A 16215-nucleotide genomic window follows, 5' to 3' on the forward strand; every position below is an offset into this window, starting at 1 on the left:
GTCCGGGAATCGCGCTTCAGCTCGCCGCTTCAACCAGCCGCGAGTACGGACCGCCTGCCGCGATCAGCTCCTGGTGCGGCCCAAGCTCGGTGATCTGCCCGCCCTCGACCACCGCGACCCGGTCCGCCGCCGCGGCCGTGTGCAGCCGGTGCGCGATCGCGATCACCGTGCGGCCTTCGAGCACCGCGTTCAGCGACCGTTCCAGCTCCCGCGCCGAACCGGTGTCCAGCAGTGACGTCGCCTCGTCCAGCACCAGCGTGTGCGGGTCGGCCAGGACGACCCGGGCCAGCGCCAGCTGCTGCGCGAGACCGGCCGGGACCGAGTACGCGCCGGAGCCGAGTTTGGTGTCCAGACCGTCCGGCAGCCCGGCCGCCCACTCCGCCGCGCCGGCGGACGCGAGCGAGGCCAGCAGTTCCTCGTCGGTCCAGTCCCCGCCGTCGCGCCGGGCGGGCAGCGCCAGGTTTTCCCGCAGTGTCCCGGAAAACGTGTGGTGCTCCTGCGTCAGCAGCAGAACCTCGCCGCGCAGCACGTCGTCCGCGAGCGTCGACACCTCGGTGCCGCCGACCTGGATCGACCCCGCCGTCGGCGCCGAAATCCCGGCCAGCAGCCTGCCCAGCGTCGACTTGCCCGCACCCGACGGTCCGACGATCGCCAGCCGCTCGCCTCGCGGCACGCTCAGGCTGATGCCGTGGAGCACCTCGCGATCCGCGGTGTAGCCGAACCGGACGTCGCGCACCTCGATGTCGCGCCCACGCGGCACGTCGGTGACCTTCGCGGCCGTTTCGGTCGGGTGCACGCCGAGGATCCGGCGTGCGGCGGCCATCGCGACCTGCAGGTCTTCCAGCCAGAACAGCGCCTCGTTGAGCGGTGTGGTCATCGCCTGCGCGTACGCCAGCATCGTGGTGATCGTGCCGAGCCCGGCCCAGCCCTGCTGGTAGGCGAACAGCCCGAGCAGCAGCAGCGCCGCGATCGGCAGTACGTAGCTGAACTCCAGCGACGGCAGCCAGCGCAGCTGATACGCCCGCATCCGCCGCTCGCCGAGCACGGCCTGGTCGAGCGCGCGATGTCCGGTGCTCAGCCGCCGCTCGGTGAGGCTCAGCGCCTCCGCGGTCCGCGCGCCCTCCACCGTCTCGTGGGTGACCGACTGCAGGTCGCCCCACCGGTCGAGCATCCACGCGAACGCCTTCGGAATCACCCGCTGGTACCAGATGTTCACCGGGACCAGCAGCGGCAGCGCCACGAGCAGGGTGAGCGCGAGCAGCGGCGACGTCACGATCATCGCGACGGTCGTCAGCAGCACGGTGGCGGTGGCGATCAGGATTTCCGGCGCGGCGAAGCGCACCGCGTGGTCCAGCCTGCTGATGTCGCTGGTCGCGCGGCTGAGCAGATCGCCGGTCCCGGCCGCCTCGACGGTGCCCAGCGGCAGGTCGAGCGCGTTCTTGACGAACCGTTCGCGGTTCTCCGCCAGCACGCGTTCGCCGAAGACCCGCCCGCGCAGCCGGGCTGCCTTCTTCGCCCACGCCTGCAGCACGAGCACCACCACGAACGCCGCCGCCAGCAGGTCGACCCGCAGCGTCGCGCCGTGGCTGACCACGCCGTCCACCAGCAGGCCGAGCAACTGCGGCCCGGCCAGCCCGATCAGCGTGGCGAGGAAGAACAGGCCGAGCATCACCGAGAACTCGCGCCGGTGCTCGGCAGCCGTGCGCCGCACCCATTGCCGGACCTCGCGCCTCGACGCGAGCGGGAGCCGCGTCGTCATACCGTCACTGCCTTTCCGTGCACGACCTCGTCGGCCACGTTCCTCCACAATGGACTCTGGCTGAACACCACCGTGGTCCTTCCGTTCCGCAATTCCTTGGCGCGCTGGGTGATCCGGGCCTCGGTGTGCGCGTCGACGGCCGAGGTCGGCTCGTCCAGCAGCAGCACGTCGGCGTCGGTCGCCAGCGCACGGGCCAGGCTCAGCCGCTGCCGCTGGCCGCCGGACACCTCACGCCCGCGTTCGCCGATCAGCTCGTCGACCCCGCGCGGCAGCGCCTCGACGATGTCGTCGGCGTCCGCCGCGTGCAGCGCCGCGAAGATGTCGACGTTGCCCGGACGCGCGGGCTCCAGCTGTTCGCGCAGCACACCGGAGAACCAGATGTCCTGGTTGTGCGCGTACACCACGCGGGTCCGCAGCTCGGCGAGCGCGACGCGATCCGCGGGGACCCCGCCTACCAGCACCTTTTCGTCCTCGCCCGGATCCGCGAACCGGGCCATCCGCTCGGCGATCGCCTCCGCTTCGGCGCCGAGGTCGACCACCGTCAGCTTGCCCGGCGCGACGCGGATGCCGCTGGTGGTGTCCACCAGCTCCAGCGGCCCGTCCGGCAGCGGCTGCGGCGACGCCGGGTCGGCCAGCTTCGGCCGCAGGGCGAGCAGTCCGCACACCTTGCGCGCCGCGACCAGGCCCGAGGTGAGCGCGCTGACCTGCTCGGTCGCCGTCGCCACCGGCACCACCAGGAACGCCGAAACCCCGTAGAACGCGACGAGTTCGCCGACGCCGATCGTGCCGTCGAGCGCGAGCCGGGCGCCCAGCCAGGTGATCGTCACCGTGACCAGTCCGGGCAGCAGCACTTCCGCCGCGGCGAGCCACGATTCGCTGCGCCCGACCTCGACGCCGGAGCGGCGCACCAGCTGGCTGGCGTCGTGGAACCGGCGCAGGAACCGCCGTTCGCCGCCGACGCCGCGCAGGATCCGGAGCCCGGACACGATGTCCGCGCCGAGCGCGTTCACGTCGCTCAGATTCTCCCGCTGCGCGGTCTTGCGCTTCTGCAGCGGCGCGAGCAGCGGCCCGATGCCGAGCACCGCGAGCGGGACGCCGACGAGCGCGACCGTGCCCAGCAACGGCGACGTGCTGAGCATCGCGATCCCGATGACCACGAAGGCCACGATCGACCCGATCGTGCGGCCGATGACCTCGAACGCGTTGCCGATCCAGTTCATGTCCGACGAGGTGACCGCGACGACGTTGCCGGTGCTGGCCGCCTCGCGCAGGGTCGCGCCGAGCCGGGCCGTGTGGCCGGTGACCAGGCGTTGCGTGCTGCCCGCGCCGTGCAGCCACATGCCGTACGCCGCGAAGTGCAGCCCGGTCCCGAGCAGCGCCTGCACCACACCGAGCACGCCCGCGACTGCCGCCCAGCGCCAGAGCGCGGAGGTGTCGCCGTCCGCGATCGCGCCGACGCCGCGGCCGATCACCAGCGGCAGCAAGGCGCTCGGCAGCGACCAGCCCGCCCCGGTCACCGCCGCGCCGAGGACGAGCCACGGCCGCGCGCGAAGGACCGCCAGCAGGTACCGGACCGGCGTCGGACGTTGTGGGAGTCGGATGTCGGGAAAGCGGTACGTGGCGGAAAGCACGATCACTGACGCTAAGCCGCCGGGAGTGTCCAGCGCGACTGATTTATCCCCGGCCGAACGTTCCGTGAAGGACTCCTTGAGGGAATCAGATTCCCTCAAGGAGTCCTTCACGGACCTTCCCGGGACCAGCCTGGGCGGCTGCGGGTGTGACCCGGCCGACACGTAGTCTTAAGGCTGTGGCGAACCCTGACACGGATACCGTGACCAGCACAGTTGACACCACCGCAGTGGCCGCGGCGACCCCGGAAACGAGCCAGCCGTACGTCGAACTCGGCCTCGCCGAAGACGAGTACGCGCGGATCCGGGAAATCCTCGGCCGCCGGCCCACCGACGCCGAACTCGCGATGTACTCGGTGATGTGGAGCGAGCACTGCTCCTACAAGTCCTCGAAGAAGCACCTTGGCTACTTCGGCGAGACCGCCACCGACGAGATGAAGGCCAAGATGCTGGCCGGCATCGGCGAGAACGCGGGCGTCGTCGACATCGGCGACGGCTGGGCGGTCACCTTCAAGGTGGAAAGCCACAACCATCCGTCCTATGTGGAGCCGTACCAGGGCGCGGCCACCGGCGTCGGCGGCATCGTGCGCGACATCATGGCGATGGGCGCGCGGCCGCTCGCGGTGCAGGACGCGCTGCGCTTCGGCCCGGCCGACGCGCCGGACACCAAGCGCGTGCTGCCCGGCGTGGTCGCGGGCGTCGGCGGCTACGGCAACTGCCTCGGCCTGCCGAACATCGGCGGCGAGCTGGTCTTCGACCCCTCCTACGCGGGCAACCCGCTGGTCAACGCGCTGTGCGTGGGCGCGATGCGCGCCGAGGACCTGCACCTGGCGTTCGCGTCCGGCGCCGGCAACAAGATCATCCTGTTCGGCGCGCGCACCGGCCTCGACGGCATCGGCGGCGTGTCCGTGCTCGCCAGCGACACCTTCTCCGGCGACGAATCCGCGGCGGGCCGGCGCAAGCTGCCCAGCGTGCAGGTCGGCGACCCGTTCACCGAGAAGGTGCTCATCGAGTGCTGTCTCGACCTGTTCCGGGAGAAGCTGGTCGTCGGCATCCAGGACCTCGGCGGCGCCGGGCTGTCCTGCGCGACGTCCGAGCTGGCCGCGGCCGGTGACGGCGGCATGCACATCTACCTCGACCGGGTTCCGTTGCGCGCCACCGGGATGACGCCCGCCGAGGTGCTCTCCAGCGAATCGCAGGAGCGCATGTGCGCGGTCGTCTCGCCGGAGAACGTCGAGGCGTTCATGGCTGTCTGCGCCAAGTGGGACGTCATCGCCACCGACATCGGCGAGGTCACCGACGGCGAGCACCTCGTGATCACCTGGAACGACGAGATCGTGGTCGACGTGCCCGCGCACACCGTCGCGCACCAGGGCCCGGTGTACGACCGCCCGATCGAGCGCCCCGCGTTCCAGGACGGCCTCATCGCCGACACCTCCGCGAAGCTGCCGCGTCCGTCGACGCCCGAGGAGCTGCGCGCGGACTTCCTGAAGCTCATCGCGTCGCCGAACCAGGCGTCGAAGGAATGGGTGACCGCGCAGTACGACCGCTACGTGCGCGGCAACTCGGTGCTGTCCCAGCCGTCCGACTCGGGCATGATCCGGATCGACGAGGACAGCAACCGCGGCGTCTCGGTGGCCACCGACTGCAACGCGAAGTTCGTCTACCTCGACCCGTACCGCGGCGCGCAGCTCGCGCTGGCCGAGGCGTACCGGAACGTCGCCACCGGCGGCGCGACCCCGGTCGCGGTGTCCGACTGCCTCAACTTCGGCGCCCCGACCGACCCGGGCGTGATGTGGCAGTTCGAGCAGGCCGTGCACGGTCTCGCCGACGCGTGCGTCGAGCTGGGCATCCCGGTCACCGGCGGCAACGTCAGCTTCTTCAACCAGACCGGCGACACGGCGATCCTGCCGACCCCGGTGATCGCGGTGCTCGGCGTGATCGACGACGTCATCCGCCGCATCCCGACCGGGATCGGCGCGGAAGCGGGCGAGACGCTGCTGCTGCTCGGCGACACCCACGACGAGCTGGACGGTTCGGCCTGGGCCCGCGAGCTGCACGGCCACCTCGGCGGCGTTCCGCCCCGCGTCGACCTGGCCCGCGAGAAGCTGCTGGCCGACGTCCTGGTGGCCGGTTCGCGCGACGGCATGATCTCCGCCGCGCACGACCTCGCCGACGGCGGTCTCGCCCAGGCCCTCACCGAAACTGTCCTCATTGGACAGTGCGGGGCCCGGGTGTTCCTCGACCGCGACCAGGACCCGTTCGTGCAGCTGTTCTCCGAGTCGTCCGGACGCGTGCTGGTGGCGGTCCCGCGCACGGAGGAGCTGCGGTTCACCGAGATGTGCACCGCGCGCGGCCTGCCGTGGCGCAAGACCGGTGTCGTCGACCCGGATTCCGGCACGCTGGAGATCCAGGGCGTCACGGAGTTCAGCCTCGAAGAGCTGCGCGAGACCTGGGAGAAGACCCTTCCGGCCCTGTTCGACTGAGGCCTCGTGAGTGCCGGCGCCGACCGGCGCCGGCACTCACGACCGGAAGGTGACCACCTCCGCCAGCGACGCCCGCGGGATCGCCGGCCGAGGCTCGTCCGGATCGGCGTACCCGATCGACATGCCGCATCCGAGGACATGACCGGCGGGTGGCTCCGCGATTTCCGTGACGCTCCGGTGGTAGCGGCCCCACGCGATTTGCGCGCAGCTGTCGAGCCCTTCGGCACGCAGCAGCACCATCACGGTCTGCAAGAACATCCCCGCGTCCAGCCATTGCGGGGGAAGCATCTGCTCGCTCAGATAGCAGAACAGCCCGACCGGAGCACCGAAGAAGTCCCAATTCCGGACGCGGACCCGCTCCCGGCCCGCGCGGTCTTCCCGCGCGATGCCGACCGCGCCGTAGCGCAGCGCTCCCAGCTCCTCGATCCGCCGCGCGTACTGCTCGGGCAGCGTTTCCGGATAGGGCAGCACCTGCGGCGGATCACCGGTGTCGCCGTCGGTGATGCGCTCTCGGACCAGGTATTTCAGCTCTGCCAGCTTCGCGCCGGACAGGACGTACACCCGCCACGGCTGCAGATTTCCCCCGGAGGGCGCGCGCAAGGCCGTGGTGAGGACTCGGGTCAGGACTTCGTCGGGCACCGGCTTGTCGAGAAAGCCGCGGACCGACCGCCGGGAGCGCACCGCTTCGTAGACGTCCACGGTTTTTTGATGCTACTCAGATCGGCACCGCGACATATCCGCCATTCCGAGGTTCCAGCTTCCAGCCGTCCGGCAGCTGGAGTTCCGCCGAATCCGCGAAAGTCGCCCCGTCGAACAGGACTTCCTTCGCGAAAGTCGCCCCCTTGAAGGTGGTCGGGCCCTTGAACGCGGTGTCGGAGAAATTGGCCCGCTCCGAGAACGCGGTGCCGGAGAACCAAGCCCGATCGAGGAAAGTCGCGTTGCGGCAACGGAAAACCCCGATCAACCGACCGCGTCCGGTGCCTGCGGTGGTGAAGTAGACCTGCCCGGTGAAGACGGAGTTGCTGAGATTCGTGCTGCTGTACAGCGAGGCGTGCCGCAGCAGCAGGCCGCCGATCCGACGGCGGGAAATGTCGAAATACTCCAGCACCGCGCCGGTCAGATCGAGGTCCGGACCCGGTCCGTCCACATCGGACGGTGGCAGCAGATCGCGGACCAGCCGTTGCGCGGTGAGCCGCACCTGCAGCTCGCGTTCCTCTTCCGGCGTGCCGCTCTTTTCCGGGTTTTCGTATCGGCTGTGGGTGAACGGCCGCCGCAGATAAGAACACAGCACGTCCAGCACAGTCTGCCGATACTCCGGCCGCGTCCGCGCCAGCCCGGCCAGCGCGTGCAACGCCCCCACGCGCACCTGATCGGCCTCGTGTCCCAGCAGTTCGACCGACTTCGCGAACCGCTCGTCGGAGATCCGCTCGCGGTCGACGTCGTGCCGCTGCTGCTCGATCACCTGCCGCGCCTCCTCGACCCGGCGACGGCGATCGTTGAGCCACAACGCGTACAACGCCACGACCGCGCCGCCGGCGAGACCGGCCGTTTTCAGCGCGTCACTGCGGCTCGTCGCGGGGTCGGTGAGCAACCAGCCACCGACCCCGCACAGCAGTGCCACGGACGCGATCAACGTCCACAGCAGCGGCGAGCGCACCGGGTCAGAACGCCAGGATCAGGTACAGCCCCACGCAGTAACCGCCGCCGCGGTTCATGATCACCATCGTGCCGCTGGCGTCCTTGCCCGACAGCGTGCCGGTGATCCGGGCGCTCGTCGTGGCGCTGCCCGCGGTGACCTTGCCCAGCGTGAGCTGCGGGTCGCCACTGGTGGTCTCGTCGATGCTGCGCTTCGACATGCTCTCGGTGCCCTGGCAGGCCAGCGCGGTGGCACCGGCGGCGTCCTTGGCGTTGAGCTTGGCGAGGAAGTTGTCGATGACCTGCTTCGCCTCGCCCGAGGCACCGCTCGAGCCGGGGTCCTCGCTCGAATCCGTCGACGGCGACGACGAGTCGCTCGGCAGCGGGGTCTCCGAGGACTGGGACGGAGCCGGGGCCGGCGGCTGCGCCTGCGAGCTGCCCTTGTCGTCCTTGCTCAGGAAGAACCCCGGCGCGACGAACCCGGTGATGCCCAGCGCGACCACCACGACGACCGCGACGGCGATGCCGATCCACAGCCCGGTCTTGTTGTTCTTCGGCGGCTCGCCGCCCGGTCCGCCAGGGTATTGCTGCTGGTCCCAGCCCTGCTGCGGGAACTGCTGGGTGCCCGGGTATTGCTGCTGCTGGTACCCCGGGTACTGCTGCTGGGCGTTCGGGTCCCAGCCCTGCTGCGGCTGCTGCTGGGCGTTCGGATCCCAGGCGGGCTGCTGCTGGTGCTGGGCATTCGGGTCCCAGCCCGGCTGCTGCTGGGCCTGGTTGGGGTCCCACCCCGGCTGCTGCGGCACCCCGCCCGAGCCGGGCTGCTGCCAGCCCTGGCCGTAGGGGTCCCCGCCCTGTCCGGGCTGCGGTGGGTAAGTCATCTCCGGTTCCGCCTTCCTGCTGCACCGACTCGCGCCGCGGTCTGACGCCCCGCCGGCTCAGGCGGTTCCGTCTCCGCCCCAGGTCTGCATTGTGCAAGGCGGGTAAAGCTCGCACAAAAGCGGCTCCCGGCCGCCCCGCCCGGCAGGAGGCGGGGAGAACCGGGAGCCGCGTCGGCGCGCGCCCTCGGGTCAGCCGTTGGACAGTGCCTGCAGCCGGTCGTAGGCGCCGTTGAACGTGTCCTGGTCCAGCGGGCTCGAGGTGTACTGCCACACGGTGTAGTAGCCCCAGTTGTACGGGAGCGTTCCGGCCGAGGACGCGTACCGCGCGATCCACAGCGGCGCGGTGCTGGAGAAATCGCCGCCGGCGCACTGGTTCCACCAGTTCGTCGACGTGTAGATCACCGGCCAGCGGCCCGTCCTGGCGTGATAGGTGTCGTGGAAGTCCTTGATCCACGCGGTCATCGACGCCTTGCTCAGGCCGTAACAGGTCGCGCCGTACGGGTTGTACTCGATGTCGAGCACGCCGGGCAGCGTCTTGCCGTCGCGCGACCAGCCGCCGCCGTGCGAGACGAAGTAGTTCGCCTGCGTCGCGCCGCTGGAGGTGTTCGGGGTGGCGAAGTGGTAGGCGCCCCGGATGAATCCCTGGTTGTAGGAACCGTTGTACTGCTGGGCGAAGTACGGGTTCGTGTAAGTCGTGCTTTCAGTGGCCTTGGTCCACACGAACCGCTTGCCCTGGCCCCACCAGTTGCCCCAGTCGACATTGCCCTGGTAGCCGGACACGTCGATGCCCGCGACGGTGGCCGCTACCTGGTTCGGCAGCGCGGCCGCCGGTTGCGGCTGCTGCGCGGCGGCTTTCGTGTCGGGGGTGGACTGATCCCCCTCGACCCGCCGGATCTGCGAACCCATGGTGTGGTTGTTCGCCTGGATGTCGGCGTTGACGTCGTTGATCTCCCGCGCCGAAAGCGGGGATTCGGCCGGGGCGGCCGTCGCCTCCGTCGAAGCGCCGAGCAGGAGCGCGACAACGGGGACGGTCAGAGCGGACAGCAGCGCGGTGCGCCGCCCTCTTCGGGAAGTGGACATCGTCGATCCCTTCACAGATACCCTCGCGGAGGGCGGCTATGTGCAGGTAGCCGCCACGGGGGAGATTCTTGAGGACGAATCGTCGTTTGTCATCAAGTTCCGTGAAGATGAATGGTCGAGTGGGTGATTTTCATCGGGCGGTGATGACTAATTCGTGACAACGTCACGAATGTTCACCCGAATGCCAGATTGCGCAGCGCTGTTTGGGTTCCGTTGAGCCAGTTCTGGTCTCCTGGCAGGGTCCCGCTGTTCGAGAACTGCCAGATGGAGTGCTGTCCCCAGCCCGCGGGGAGCTCGCCGATGAAGGAGTTGTAGCGCGCGATCCAGAGTGGATTCCCTCCGAAAGAAGGGTTGTTTCCGGTGCAGCGTTTCCACCAGCTTGTCGAGGTATAGATCGTCGGCAGCCGTCCGGTGCGGGCGCGATAGGTGTCGGAGAACGCGCGAACCCACGCGACCATCCCGTTCGAGTCCTTGCCGTAACACGTTTCGCCGTAGGGGTTGTATTCCATGTCGAGTGCGCCGGGAAGCGTCTTGCCGTCGGCCGACCACCCGCCGCCGTGCGCGAGGAAGTAGTTGGCCTGCGCCGCGCCGTCGGACACGTCCGGCCGCGCGAAGTGGTAGGCGCCGCGCACGATCCCGACTTGGTAGGAACCGTTGTACTGCTGGGCAAACTGCCCGCTCACGAACCCGGTGCCCTCGGTCGCTTTCACGTACACGAACTTCGCGCCCGCCCCGGCCGCGGCGGGCCAGTCGACCGGACCCTGGTGTCCGCTGACGTCGTGCCCGAGGTACTGATCCGCCGTCGTGTAGGAGATGTTCGGCGCTCCCAGCACGCCTTCGTGCTTCGCGATTTGCGAACCGGCGTAGTTGTCCGCGGCCCCGGCGTAGCTCGGCGCGGCCTCCGCCGTTTCGCACAGGGACGTGCCGGTGATCCCGGCGAAGAGAACCGCGCTCCAGCGCAGCAGCAGATGACGCTTCACCCAGGGCTCCTCACCGGACGCGTGTACTCCTACTGCGTCACGATGCCCGGGTGCGCGGATTTCGGCGAATCATGATCACTCGGCAGAGTGGTCCGCCCAGGTCAGCGCCGTTCTTCGGCCAGTGCCTTCATCAGGTGCTCGGCCGGCACGACCGCGGTGATCAGGTCGTGCGGGTTGACCGCGAGCGGATGTCCGGCGAGCAGCCCGACGATGTCGCGGCCGAGCACCGCGCGGGCGTGCGGCCATTCGCGCGGCACCAGCGACTTCGCCGTGTACGCCGGGACCATGACCCGGCCGTCGGCGTTGTGGAAGCCGATCACCGTGCGCTGCACCGGGGACAGGGCGTAGACGAGCAGCGTCGAATCGAGGATGACGCGCGGCAGGTCTTCGGCGGGCCGGTGCTCGGTGCGGACCATCTGCAGCAGCCGCTCGAGGTCGTTGCGCGGCTCGGGAAAACCGAGCGCCTTCGGCGAGGGCCGGTACCGGTCGTTGGGGTGGAAGTCCTCGACGACCTCTCCGGTTCCGTTCACCGGGTACGCGCCGACGACCGCCCACGACGGCACCGGACCGCGAGCGTCGAAGGCCTCGTCGATGACATACAGCCAGCTGTTCGGATTCGTCCGCGCGTTGGCCCGCATCTCGGGAGTGATCTCGGGTTTTCCTTGCGGCCCGCGGCGCGGATACGCGTTCCGGCGTGCGCGTTTGCCCGCCGGGGTCCGGGAAACCATCCGATCTGCCTCGTCCCGCTGCGCCATCGCCGTCCCTCGGTGCCGGGTGCCTGAAACTCCGTTCGCGGCCACTCTACTGTTGTCGCATGGCCTCTTCGCGTTCGGTCGATCCCGCTCAGTTACGAGCGGCGGTGCTGGCCGTTTCGGACTGGTTGCGCGGCGACGGACCGGATCCGGCGCGCCCCGAACTGGCCGCCGCGGTGCGCGCGACCCTGCGGACCCTCGCTCAGGACGCACCCGGCCACACCGTCGAGGTCCGGGTCCCGCCGTACGCCGCGGTGCAGTGCGTCGAAGGCCCGCGCCACACCCGCGGCACGCCGCCGAACGTCATCGAGACCGACCCGCGGACGTGGCTCGAACTGGCCACCGGCCTCCTGGACTGGGACGACGCGCTCGGCGCCGCACGGGTGTCCGCCTCGGGCAGCCGCGCGGACCTTTCGCACTGGCTTCCGGTCGTGCGGATCTGATTTTCCGCCGGAATTGTTCCCACGGGTGTGTCTTCTGAGGCACACACTCCGTAGAATCCCCTGAACGCGGGCCTGTGCCACGCTGTCCGGGCAGTGCCATGCGTGTACTTTGGGTAGTCGGATTTCGTACGAGCGGCGATGGAAGGGCCCTGGTCATGAACGCGGTAGGCGTGTCCGCCGGCGAGCAGAGCCTCGGCCCGACAGCGCGCCGGATGATCCTCGGTTCGCAGCTTCGCCGGTTGCGCGAGGAAGCCGGGATCACGCGCCAGCAGGCCGGTTACAACATCCGCGGTTCGGAATCCAAGATCTCCCGGCTGGAACTCGGCCGCGTCGGCTTCAAGGAACGCGACGTCGCCGACCTGCTCACCATGTACGGCGTCTCCGACGACGAGGAGCGCAAAGCGTTCCTCGACATGGTCAAGCAGTCGAACGAAGCGGGCTGGTGGCGCAAGTTCGGCGAGACGGTGCCCGGATGGTTCACCGACCTCGTCGGTCTTGAGGAGGCGGCGTCCCGGATCCAGATCTGGGAGCCGCTGTTCGTGTCCGGCCTGCTGCAGATCGAGCCGTACGCGCGAGCGATCTTCAGCCACGGCCGCCCGGAAATGGCCGACGAACGCGTGGACCAGCTGGTAGCCCTGCGCATGCGGCGGCAGAAGATGCTGGCCCGCCCCGACGCGCCGCGGATCTGGGCGGTGCTCGACGAATCGGTGCTGTACCGGCCGATCGGCGGCCCCAAGGTGTTCCGGCAGCAGCTGGAATACCTGCTCGAGGTCACCACGCTGCCGCACGTGTCGGTGCAGATCCTGCCGTACTGCCGAAGCGGTCTGTCGGCCGAGCACGCGTTCTCGCTGCTGCGCTTCGCCGAGGCGGAACTGCCGAACATCGTCTACGTCGAGTACCTGACCGGCGCGCACTATCTGGACAAACGCGACGAGATCGAGAAGTACGGCCGAGCGCTGGACCTGCTGGCCGTGGACGCGGAGACCCCCGAACGCAGCCGGGCCCGCATCGCCAAGCGCAAGGCCGAGATCTAAGCGCGGTCTCTCTTCACCGCACCGGCACCACCTCCAGTGAAATTCTCCTGACGAAGAATCCCGCCCCACCATCCGGGCGAGCGGTAACCGAATAGCGAACGCCGACCCGCATTCTCATCACCGAGCGTGCATAAGTCCGGAAGTCTCTTTCCACTGACCCGGTTCCACGCCTTCCTGCTGCCGCGTCAGTCATCACGGTCAGTGTTGTTCATTCACCCGCTGCACCCAGCGGTAGCGAGTCACGAACGCGTTGCGTTATCAGACCGCCAATACCGTGACTCAAGGTAATAATTAGCCCGTTCAGGTAGTGCTCGAATCACCTGTCTGGGAACTTCTACTGAACCGTGTCGTCACACAGTGAGAAATTTGCAGAAAATTCTGCACGTGCATTTACCGCTGCATGCGCGCGTGCTAGCGTCGAAGTCGCGGGCAGATGCACATGCAGATTCCTGAGCTTTTCATCGTCCTTCCCGGAAGGTGGCATCATGGCTGAGCGGTTCGAGAACGGTATTCCGGCCGACCGTCTGACCGGCGCCCAGTGGCGCAAGGCGAGCTACAGCGGCGCGGTAGGCAACTGTGTTGAAGTGGCCCCGCTGACCTCGGGCGAGATCGCGATGCGGAACTCGCGCTTCCCGGAGGGCCCCGCGCTGGTCTACACGCGCGCGGAAATGGCAGCCTTCCTCGCCGGCGCGAAGGACGGCGAATTCGACGATGTCCTCGGCTGAGACCACCGTCGCCGGACCCGTCTTCGACGTCGAGCAGGGCCTGCAAAAGCTCATCGACCGCGGCTACCAGTTCGTCCACCCGACGGACGGAAGCGGCGAAGTGCAGGCCGTGGTCGGAGTGCGAGTCCACGACAACGTGGTGGACGTCGTCCGGCTCAATGCTGAGGACGACGTCGAGGCCACGCGCCTGCCTGGCGGCGAGCAGAACATCTTCGCCCCCGCGACCACGCTGTGGCGCTCGCGAGGCGAAGCAAGCCAGGTACTGGGCGAAGTGCTGGCCCTCCCCGAGCGCCCACCGGCCACCCTCACCGCAGCCTCCACAACCGGCTGCTGGGTCCCAGGCCGAGGCGGCCGCTCGAAGTGGCTAGCCGCTCGCTGATTCGCCCCTCTCTCCCCGCGCTTGTCCCCACCGGTGCCTCCCAGATTTCAGGCCCCGTACGAAGTGGCCCAATCCACTTCGTGCGGGGCCTGGTTCATTTCTGCCCCCGCCGCCGCGCGTGCCTGGGCCGCTGCCGTGAGGGCCACCCTCACGGCAGCCGCGGCAATGCCAGAGCCTTAGGGCTGGCGCTGCAGGTGCGGTTTGCCCAGGTCGGTCTGGGCGGGGCTAGGCGTCCGTGAGGGGAACCCTGAGGGACTCAGAGTCCCTCAGGGTTCCCCTCACGACCCGCGCAACGCAGTGAGGGACCCCTGCACGGATTCCCTCAAGGGGCCCTTCACGGCCCGCCCGCTCACCGCCGCCGCGATGCGCCCCAATGCCACATTGGGTGCGTCAGACGCACCGAACGCCACATTGGGTGCGTCGCACGCACCCAATGCCACATTGGTGCACGAGCCCCGCCCGCGACCCCAACGCGCCCACACACCCCAGCCGCGCCGCCCTAAACCGCAATCCCGCACCCCCAACTCAGTCATGCAGCCACTCCCGCCCCGCACCCCGATACGAAGCCAAAATGCGGTCTGAGGGTGCTTGTCAAGGCATCTTTCCCGCCTTGACAAGCACCCTCAGACCGTCATCACAATCGGCTTCGGGGTGCCTGCCCAGGAGAAGAAACGGCAATGTCGCCGCCAGGCGACGAGCCGAGTGCCACAACGAGCACAAACGAAAGACCCCCGCTCCAAAACCAGATCACCGCTCCGCAACTCCCTCCCCCGTAGTGGTCAGAACCACGCCGCAACCCCCTTCCCCGCCCGATCCACCCCTTACACTTGGACGTGGCCCGCCCGCGTCTTCCTGGGAGCTCCTCGGTGGTTTCCGACCCCTCCGCCAGTCCTGCTCGACCCGAAGATCAAGATCAACCCGATCCGGAACCCCGTGAGGAGTGCGGCGTCTTCGGCGTCTGGGCTCCCGGGGAAGAAGTCGCCAAGCTCACCTACTACGGCCTCTACGCCCTGCAGCACCGCGGGCAGGAGGCAGCGGGCATCTCCGTCTCGGACGGCTCGCAGATCGTCGTCTTCAAGGACCTCGGGCTCGTCAGCCAGGTCTTCGACGAGCAGGTCCTGCAGTCCTTGCAGGGGCATATCGCCGTCGGGCACTGCCGGTACTCCACGACCGGAGCCACGATCTGGGAGAACGCCCAGCCGATCTTCCGCACCACGGACACCGGCAGCGGCCTGTCCTTCGCGCACAACGGCAACCTGGTCAACACCGCCGAGCTGCGCGATCGCACCGTCGCCGCGGGGCTGAAGCCGCACGCCGGGCTCACCGGGTCCTCCAGCGACTCCGACCTCGTCTGCGGCCTGCTCGCCGCGAACGCCGCCGACAAGGGCATCGAGGCCGCCGCGCTCGAGCTGCTGCCGACCCTCAAGGGCGCGTTCTGCCTGGTCTTCGCCGACGAGAACACCCTGTACGCGGCCCGCGACCCGCACGGCGTGCACCCGCTGGTGCTCGGTCGGCTGGAGCGCGGCTGGGTCGTGGCGAGCGAGACCGCCGCGCTCGACATCTGCGGCGCGTCGTTCGTGCGCGAGGTCGAGCCGGGCGAGCTGATCGCCATCGACGCCGAGGGGCTGCGTTCCTCGCGGTTCGCGAACCCGGAGCCCAAGGGCTGCGTCTTCGAGTACGTCTACCTCGCGCGCCCGGACACGTCGATCGCCGGCCGCAGCGTGCACGCCACGCGTGTCGAGATCGGCCGGAAGCTGGCCGTCGAGCACCCGGTCGACGCCGACCTCGTGATGCCCGTGCCGGAGTCCGGCACCCCGGCCGCTATCGGGTACGCGCAGGGCTCGGGCCTTCCGTACGGCACCGGTCTGGTCAAGAACGCCTACGTCGGGCGCACGTTCATCCAGCCGTCGCAGACCATTCGGCAGCTCGGCATCCGGCTGAAGCTGAACCCGCTGCGCGACGTCATCCGCGGCAAGCGCCTGGTCGTGGTGGACGACTCGATCGTCCGCGGCAACACCCAGCGCGCGCTCGTGCGGATGCTGCGCGAGGCCGGTGCGCTCGAGGTGCACGTGCGGATCGCGTCGCCGCCGGTGCGGTGGCCGTGCTTCTACGGCATCGACTTCGCCTCGCGGGCCGAACTCGTCGCCAACGGCGTCGACCTCGACGGCATCCGCCGGTCGATCGGGGCCGATTCGCTCGGCTACATTTCGCTGGACGGCCTGGTCGCGGCGTCGGAGCAGCCGAAGTCGCGGCTGTGCACGGCCTGCTTCTCCGGCGAGTACCCGATCGCGCTGCCCGAAGACGCGCTCATCGGCAAGCACCTGCTCGAAAGCATGGACGCCGCAGGTGGCGCGGCCGCTCCCGTCAGTGCGGCCGGGTACGGTGCCGAAGACGCCGTCCGGCGTCCGTGAACCAAGCAAGTCCAGTAGGGAGTCC

At 69.2% G+C, this 16215-nt stretch carries 15 protein-coding genes; 7 read left to right on the plus strand and 8 right to left on the minus strand.

Annotated features, from left to right (window positions below):
- Nucleotides 1–16: 16 nt before the first annotated feature.
- Together ACFORO_RS15495 and ACFORO_RS15500 are read right to left on the minus strand one after the other, a co-directional pair.
- Entirely contained in the window at nucleotides 17–1759 is a 1743-nt protein-coding gene (locus tag ACFORO_RS15495) for an ABC transporter ATP-binding protein (protein ID WP_377868014.1), read from the minus strand.
- Nucleotides 1756–3390: an ABC transporter ATP-binding protein gene (locus ACFORO_RS15500; RefSeq protein WP_377868013.1), complete on the minus strand. Its 1635-nt coding sequence runs from the start codon at nucleotides 3388–3390 to the stop codon at nucleotides 1756–1758. Before ACFORO_RS15500 ends, ACFORO_RS15495 begins: the two co-directional genes overlap by 4 nt.
- Nucleotides 3391–3590: 200 nt before the next feature.
- On the opposite strand from ACFORO_RS15500, the gene purL reads away from it, so the two are divergent.
- Nucleotides 3591–5873, plus strand: a complete 2283-nt coding sequence (gene purL / locus ACFORO_RS15505) for a phosphoribosylformylglycinamidine synthase subunit PurL (protein WP_377868012.1) — start codon at nucleotides 3591–3593, stop codon at nucleotides 5871–5873.
- Nucleotides 5874–5909: 36 nt separating this feature from the next.
- Here purL and ACFORO_RS15510 read toward each other — a convergent pair whose 3' ends face one another.
- The 4 genes from ACFORO_RS15510 to ACFORO_RS15525 form a co-directional block, all read right to left on the minus strand.
- Nucleotides 5910–6572: a nitroreductase gene (locus ACFORO_RS15510; protein WP_354746007.1), complete on the minus strand. Its 663-nt coding sequence runs from the start codon at nucleotides 6570–6572 to the stop codon at nucleotides 5910–5912.
- Between the two features lie 16 nt (nucleotides 6573–6588).
- Entirely contained in the window at nucleotides 6589–7530 is a 942-nt protein-coding gene (locus ACFORO_RS15515) for a pentapeptide repeat-containing protein (protein ID WP_377868011.1), read from the minus strand.
- Nucleotides 7531–7534: 4 nt separating this feature from the next.
- Entirely contained in the window at nucleotides 7535–8386 is an 852-nt protein-coding gene (locus ACFORO_RS15520; protein ID WP_377868010.1) for a hypothetical protein, read from the minus strand.
- 189 nt (nucleotides 8387–8575) lie between these two features.
- Entirely contained in the window at nucleotides 8576–9466 is an 891-nt protein-coding gene (locus tag ACFORO_RS15525) for a lysozyme (RefSeq protein WP_377868009.1), read from the minus strand.
- Here ACFORO_RS15525 and ACFORO_RS15530 point away from each other — a divergent pair.
- Nucleotides 9459–9593: a hypothetical protein gene (locus ACFORO_RS15530; protein ID WP_344266254.1), complete on the plus strand. Its 135-nt coding sequence runs from the start codon at nucleotides 9459–9461 to the stop codon at nucleotides 9591–9593. The genes ACFORO_RS15525 and ACFORO_RS15530 overlap by 8 nt on opposite strands.
- 46 nt (nucleotides 9594–9639) lie before the next feature.
- Here the strand turns inward: ACFORO_RS15530 and ACFORO_RS15535 are convergent, their stop codons facing one another.
- Nucleotides 9640–10428 (minus strand): lysozyme, encoded by a 789-nt coding sequence (locus ACFORO_RS15535; protein WP_377868090.1) that lies wholly within the window; start codon nucleotides 10426–10428, stop codon nucleotides 9640–9642.
- 119 nt (nucleotides 10429–10547) lie between these two features.
- Nucleotides 10548–11201: a type VII secretion system-associated protein gene (locus ACFORO_RS15540; RefSeq protein WP_354745999.1), complete on the minus strand. Its 654-nt coding sequence runs from the start codon at nucleotides 11199–11201 to the stop codon at nucleotides 10548–10550.
- A 59-nt stretch (nucleotides 11202–11260) separates the two neighbouring features.
- Here ACFORO_RS15540 and ACFORO_RS15545 point away from each other — a divergent pair, with 59 nt between their 5' ends.
- The 5 genes from ACFORO_RS15545 (at nucleotide 11261) to purF (ending at nucleotide 16190) form a co-directional block, all read left to right on the plus strand.
- On the plus strand, nucleotides 11261–11641 hold the full coding sequence (locus tag ACFORO_RS15545) for a sterol carrier family protein (protein ID WP_354745998.1): 381 nt from the start codon (nucleotides 11261–11263) through the stop codon (nucleotides 11639–11641).
- Between the two features lie 155 nt (nucleotides 11642–11796).
- Nucleotides 11797–12675, plus strand: coding sequence for a helix-turn-helix domain-containing protein (locus tag ACFORO_RS15550; protein ID WP_354745996.1), 879 nt, complete (start codon nucleotides 11797–11799; stop codon nucleotides 12673–12675).
- Between the two features lie 485 nt (nucleotides 12676–13160).
- Nucleotides 13161–13400, plus strand: coding sequence for a DUF397 domain-containing protein (locus tag ACFORO_RS15555; protein WP_020664000.1), 240 nt, complete (start codon nucleotides 13161–13163; stop codon nucleotides 13398–13400).
- A complete protein-coding gene (locus ACFORO_RS15560) occupies nucleotides 13387–13779 on the plus strand; it encodes a hypothetical protein (RefSeq protein ID WP_377868008.1) in 393 nt (130 codons plus the stop codon). The genes ACFORO_RS15555 and ACFORO_RS15560 overlap by 14 nt, the downstream gene beginning before the upstream one ends.
- Before the next feature lie 866 nt (nucleotides 13780–14645).
- Nucleotides 14646–16190: an amidophosphoribosyltransferase gene (gene purF, locus ACFORO_RS15565; protein ID WP_344266235.1), complete on the plus strand. Its 1545-nt coding sequence runs from the start codon at nucleotides 14646–14648 to the stop codon at nucleotides 16188–16190.
- The last annotated feature ends 25 nt before the right edge of the window (nucleotides 16191–16215 follow it).

Origin of the sequence: Amycolatopsis halotolerans, from assembly GCF_042647905.1 — a bacterium.
In the GTDB taxonomy this organism is placed as follows: Bacteria; Actinomycetota; Actinomycetes; order Mycobacteriales; family Pseudonocardiaceae; genus Amycolatopsis; species Amycolatopsis halotolerans.

Excerpts from the sequence above, each read along its gene's own strand:
- ACFORO_RS15495 (WP_377868014.1), bottom strand. The coding sequence starts at position 1,759 with ATGACGACGCGGCTCCCGCTCGCGTCGAGGCGCGAGGTCCGGCAATGG.
- ACFORO_RS15520 (WP_377868010.1), bottom strand. The coding sequence starts at position 8,386 with ATGACTTACCCACCGCAGCCCGGACAGGGCGGGGACCCCTACGGCCAG.
- ACFORO_RS15525 (WP_377868009.1), bottom strand. The coding sequence starts at position 9,466 with ATGTCCACTTCCCGAAGAGGGCGGCGCACCGCGCTGCTGTCCGCTCTG.
- ACFORO_RS15540 (WP_354745999.1), bottom strand. The coding sequence starts at position 11,201 with ATGGCGCAGCGGGACGAGGCAGATCGGATGGTTTCCCGGACCCCGGCG.
- ACFORO_RS15545 (WP_354745998.1), top strand. The coding sequence starts at position 11,261 with ATGGCCTCTTCGCGTTCGGTCGATCCCGCTCAGTTACGAGCGGCGGTG.
- ACFORO_RS15550 (WP_354745996.1), top strand. The coding sequence starts at position 11,797 with ATGAACGCGGTAGGCGTGTCCGCCGGCGAGCAGAGCCTCGGCCCGACA.
- ACFORO_RS15555 (WP_020664000.1), top strand. The coding sequence starts at position 13,161 with ATGGCTGAGCGGTTCGAGAACGGTATTCCGGCCGACCGTCTGACCGGC.
- ACFORO_RS15560 (WP_377868008.1), top strand. The coding sequence starts at position 13,387 with ATGTCCTCGGCTGAGACCACCGTCGCCGGACCCGTCTTCGACGTCGAG.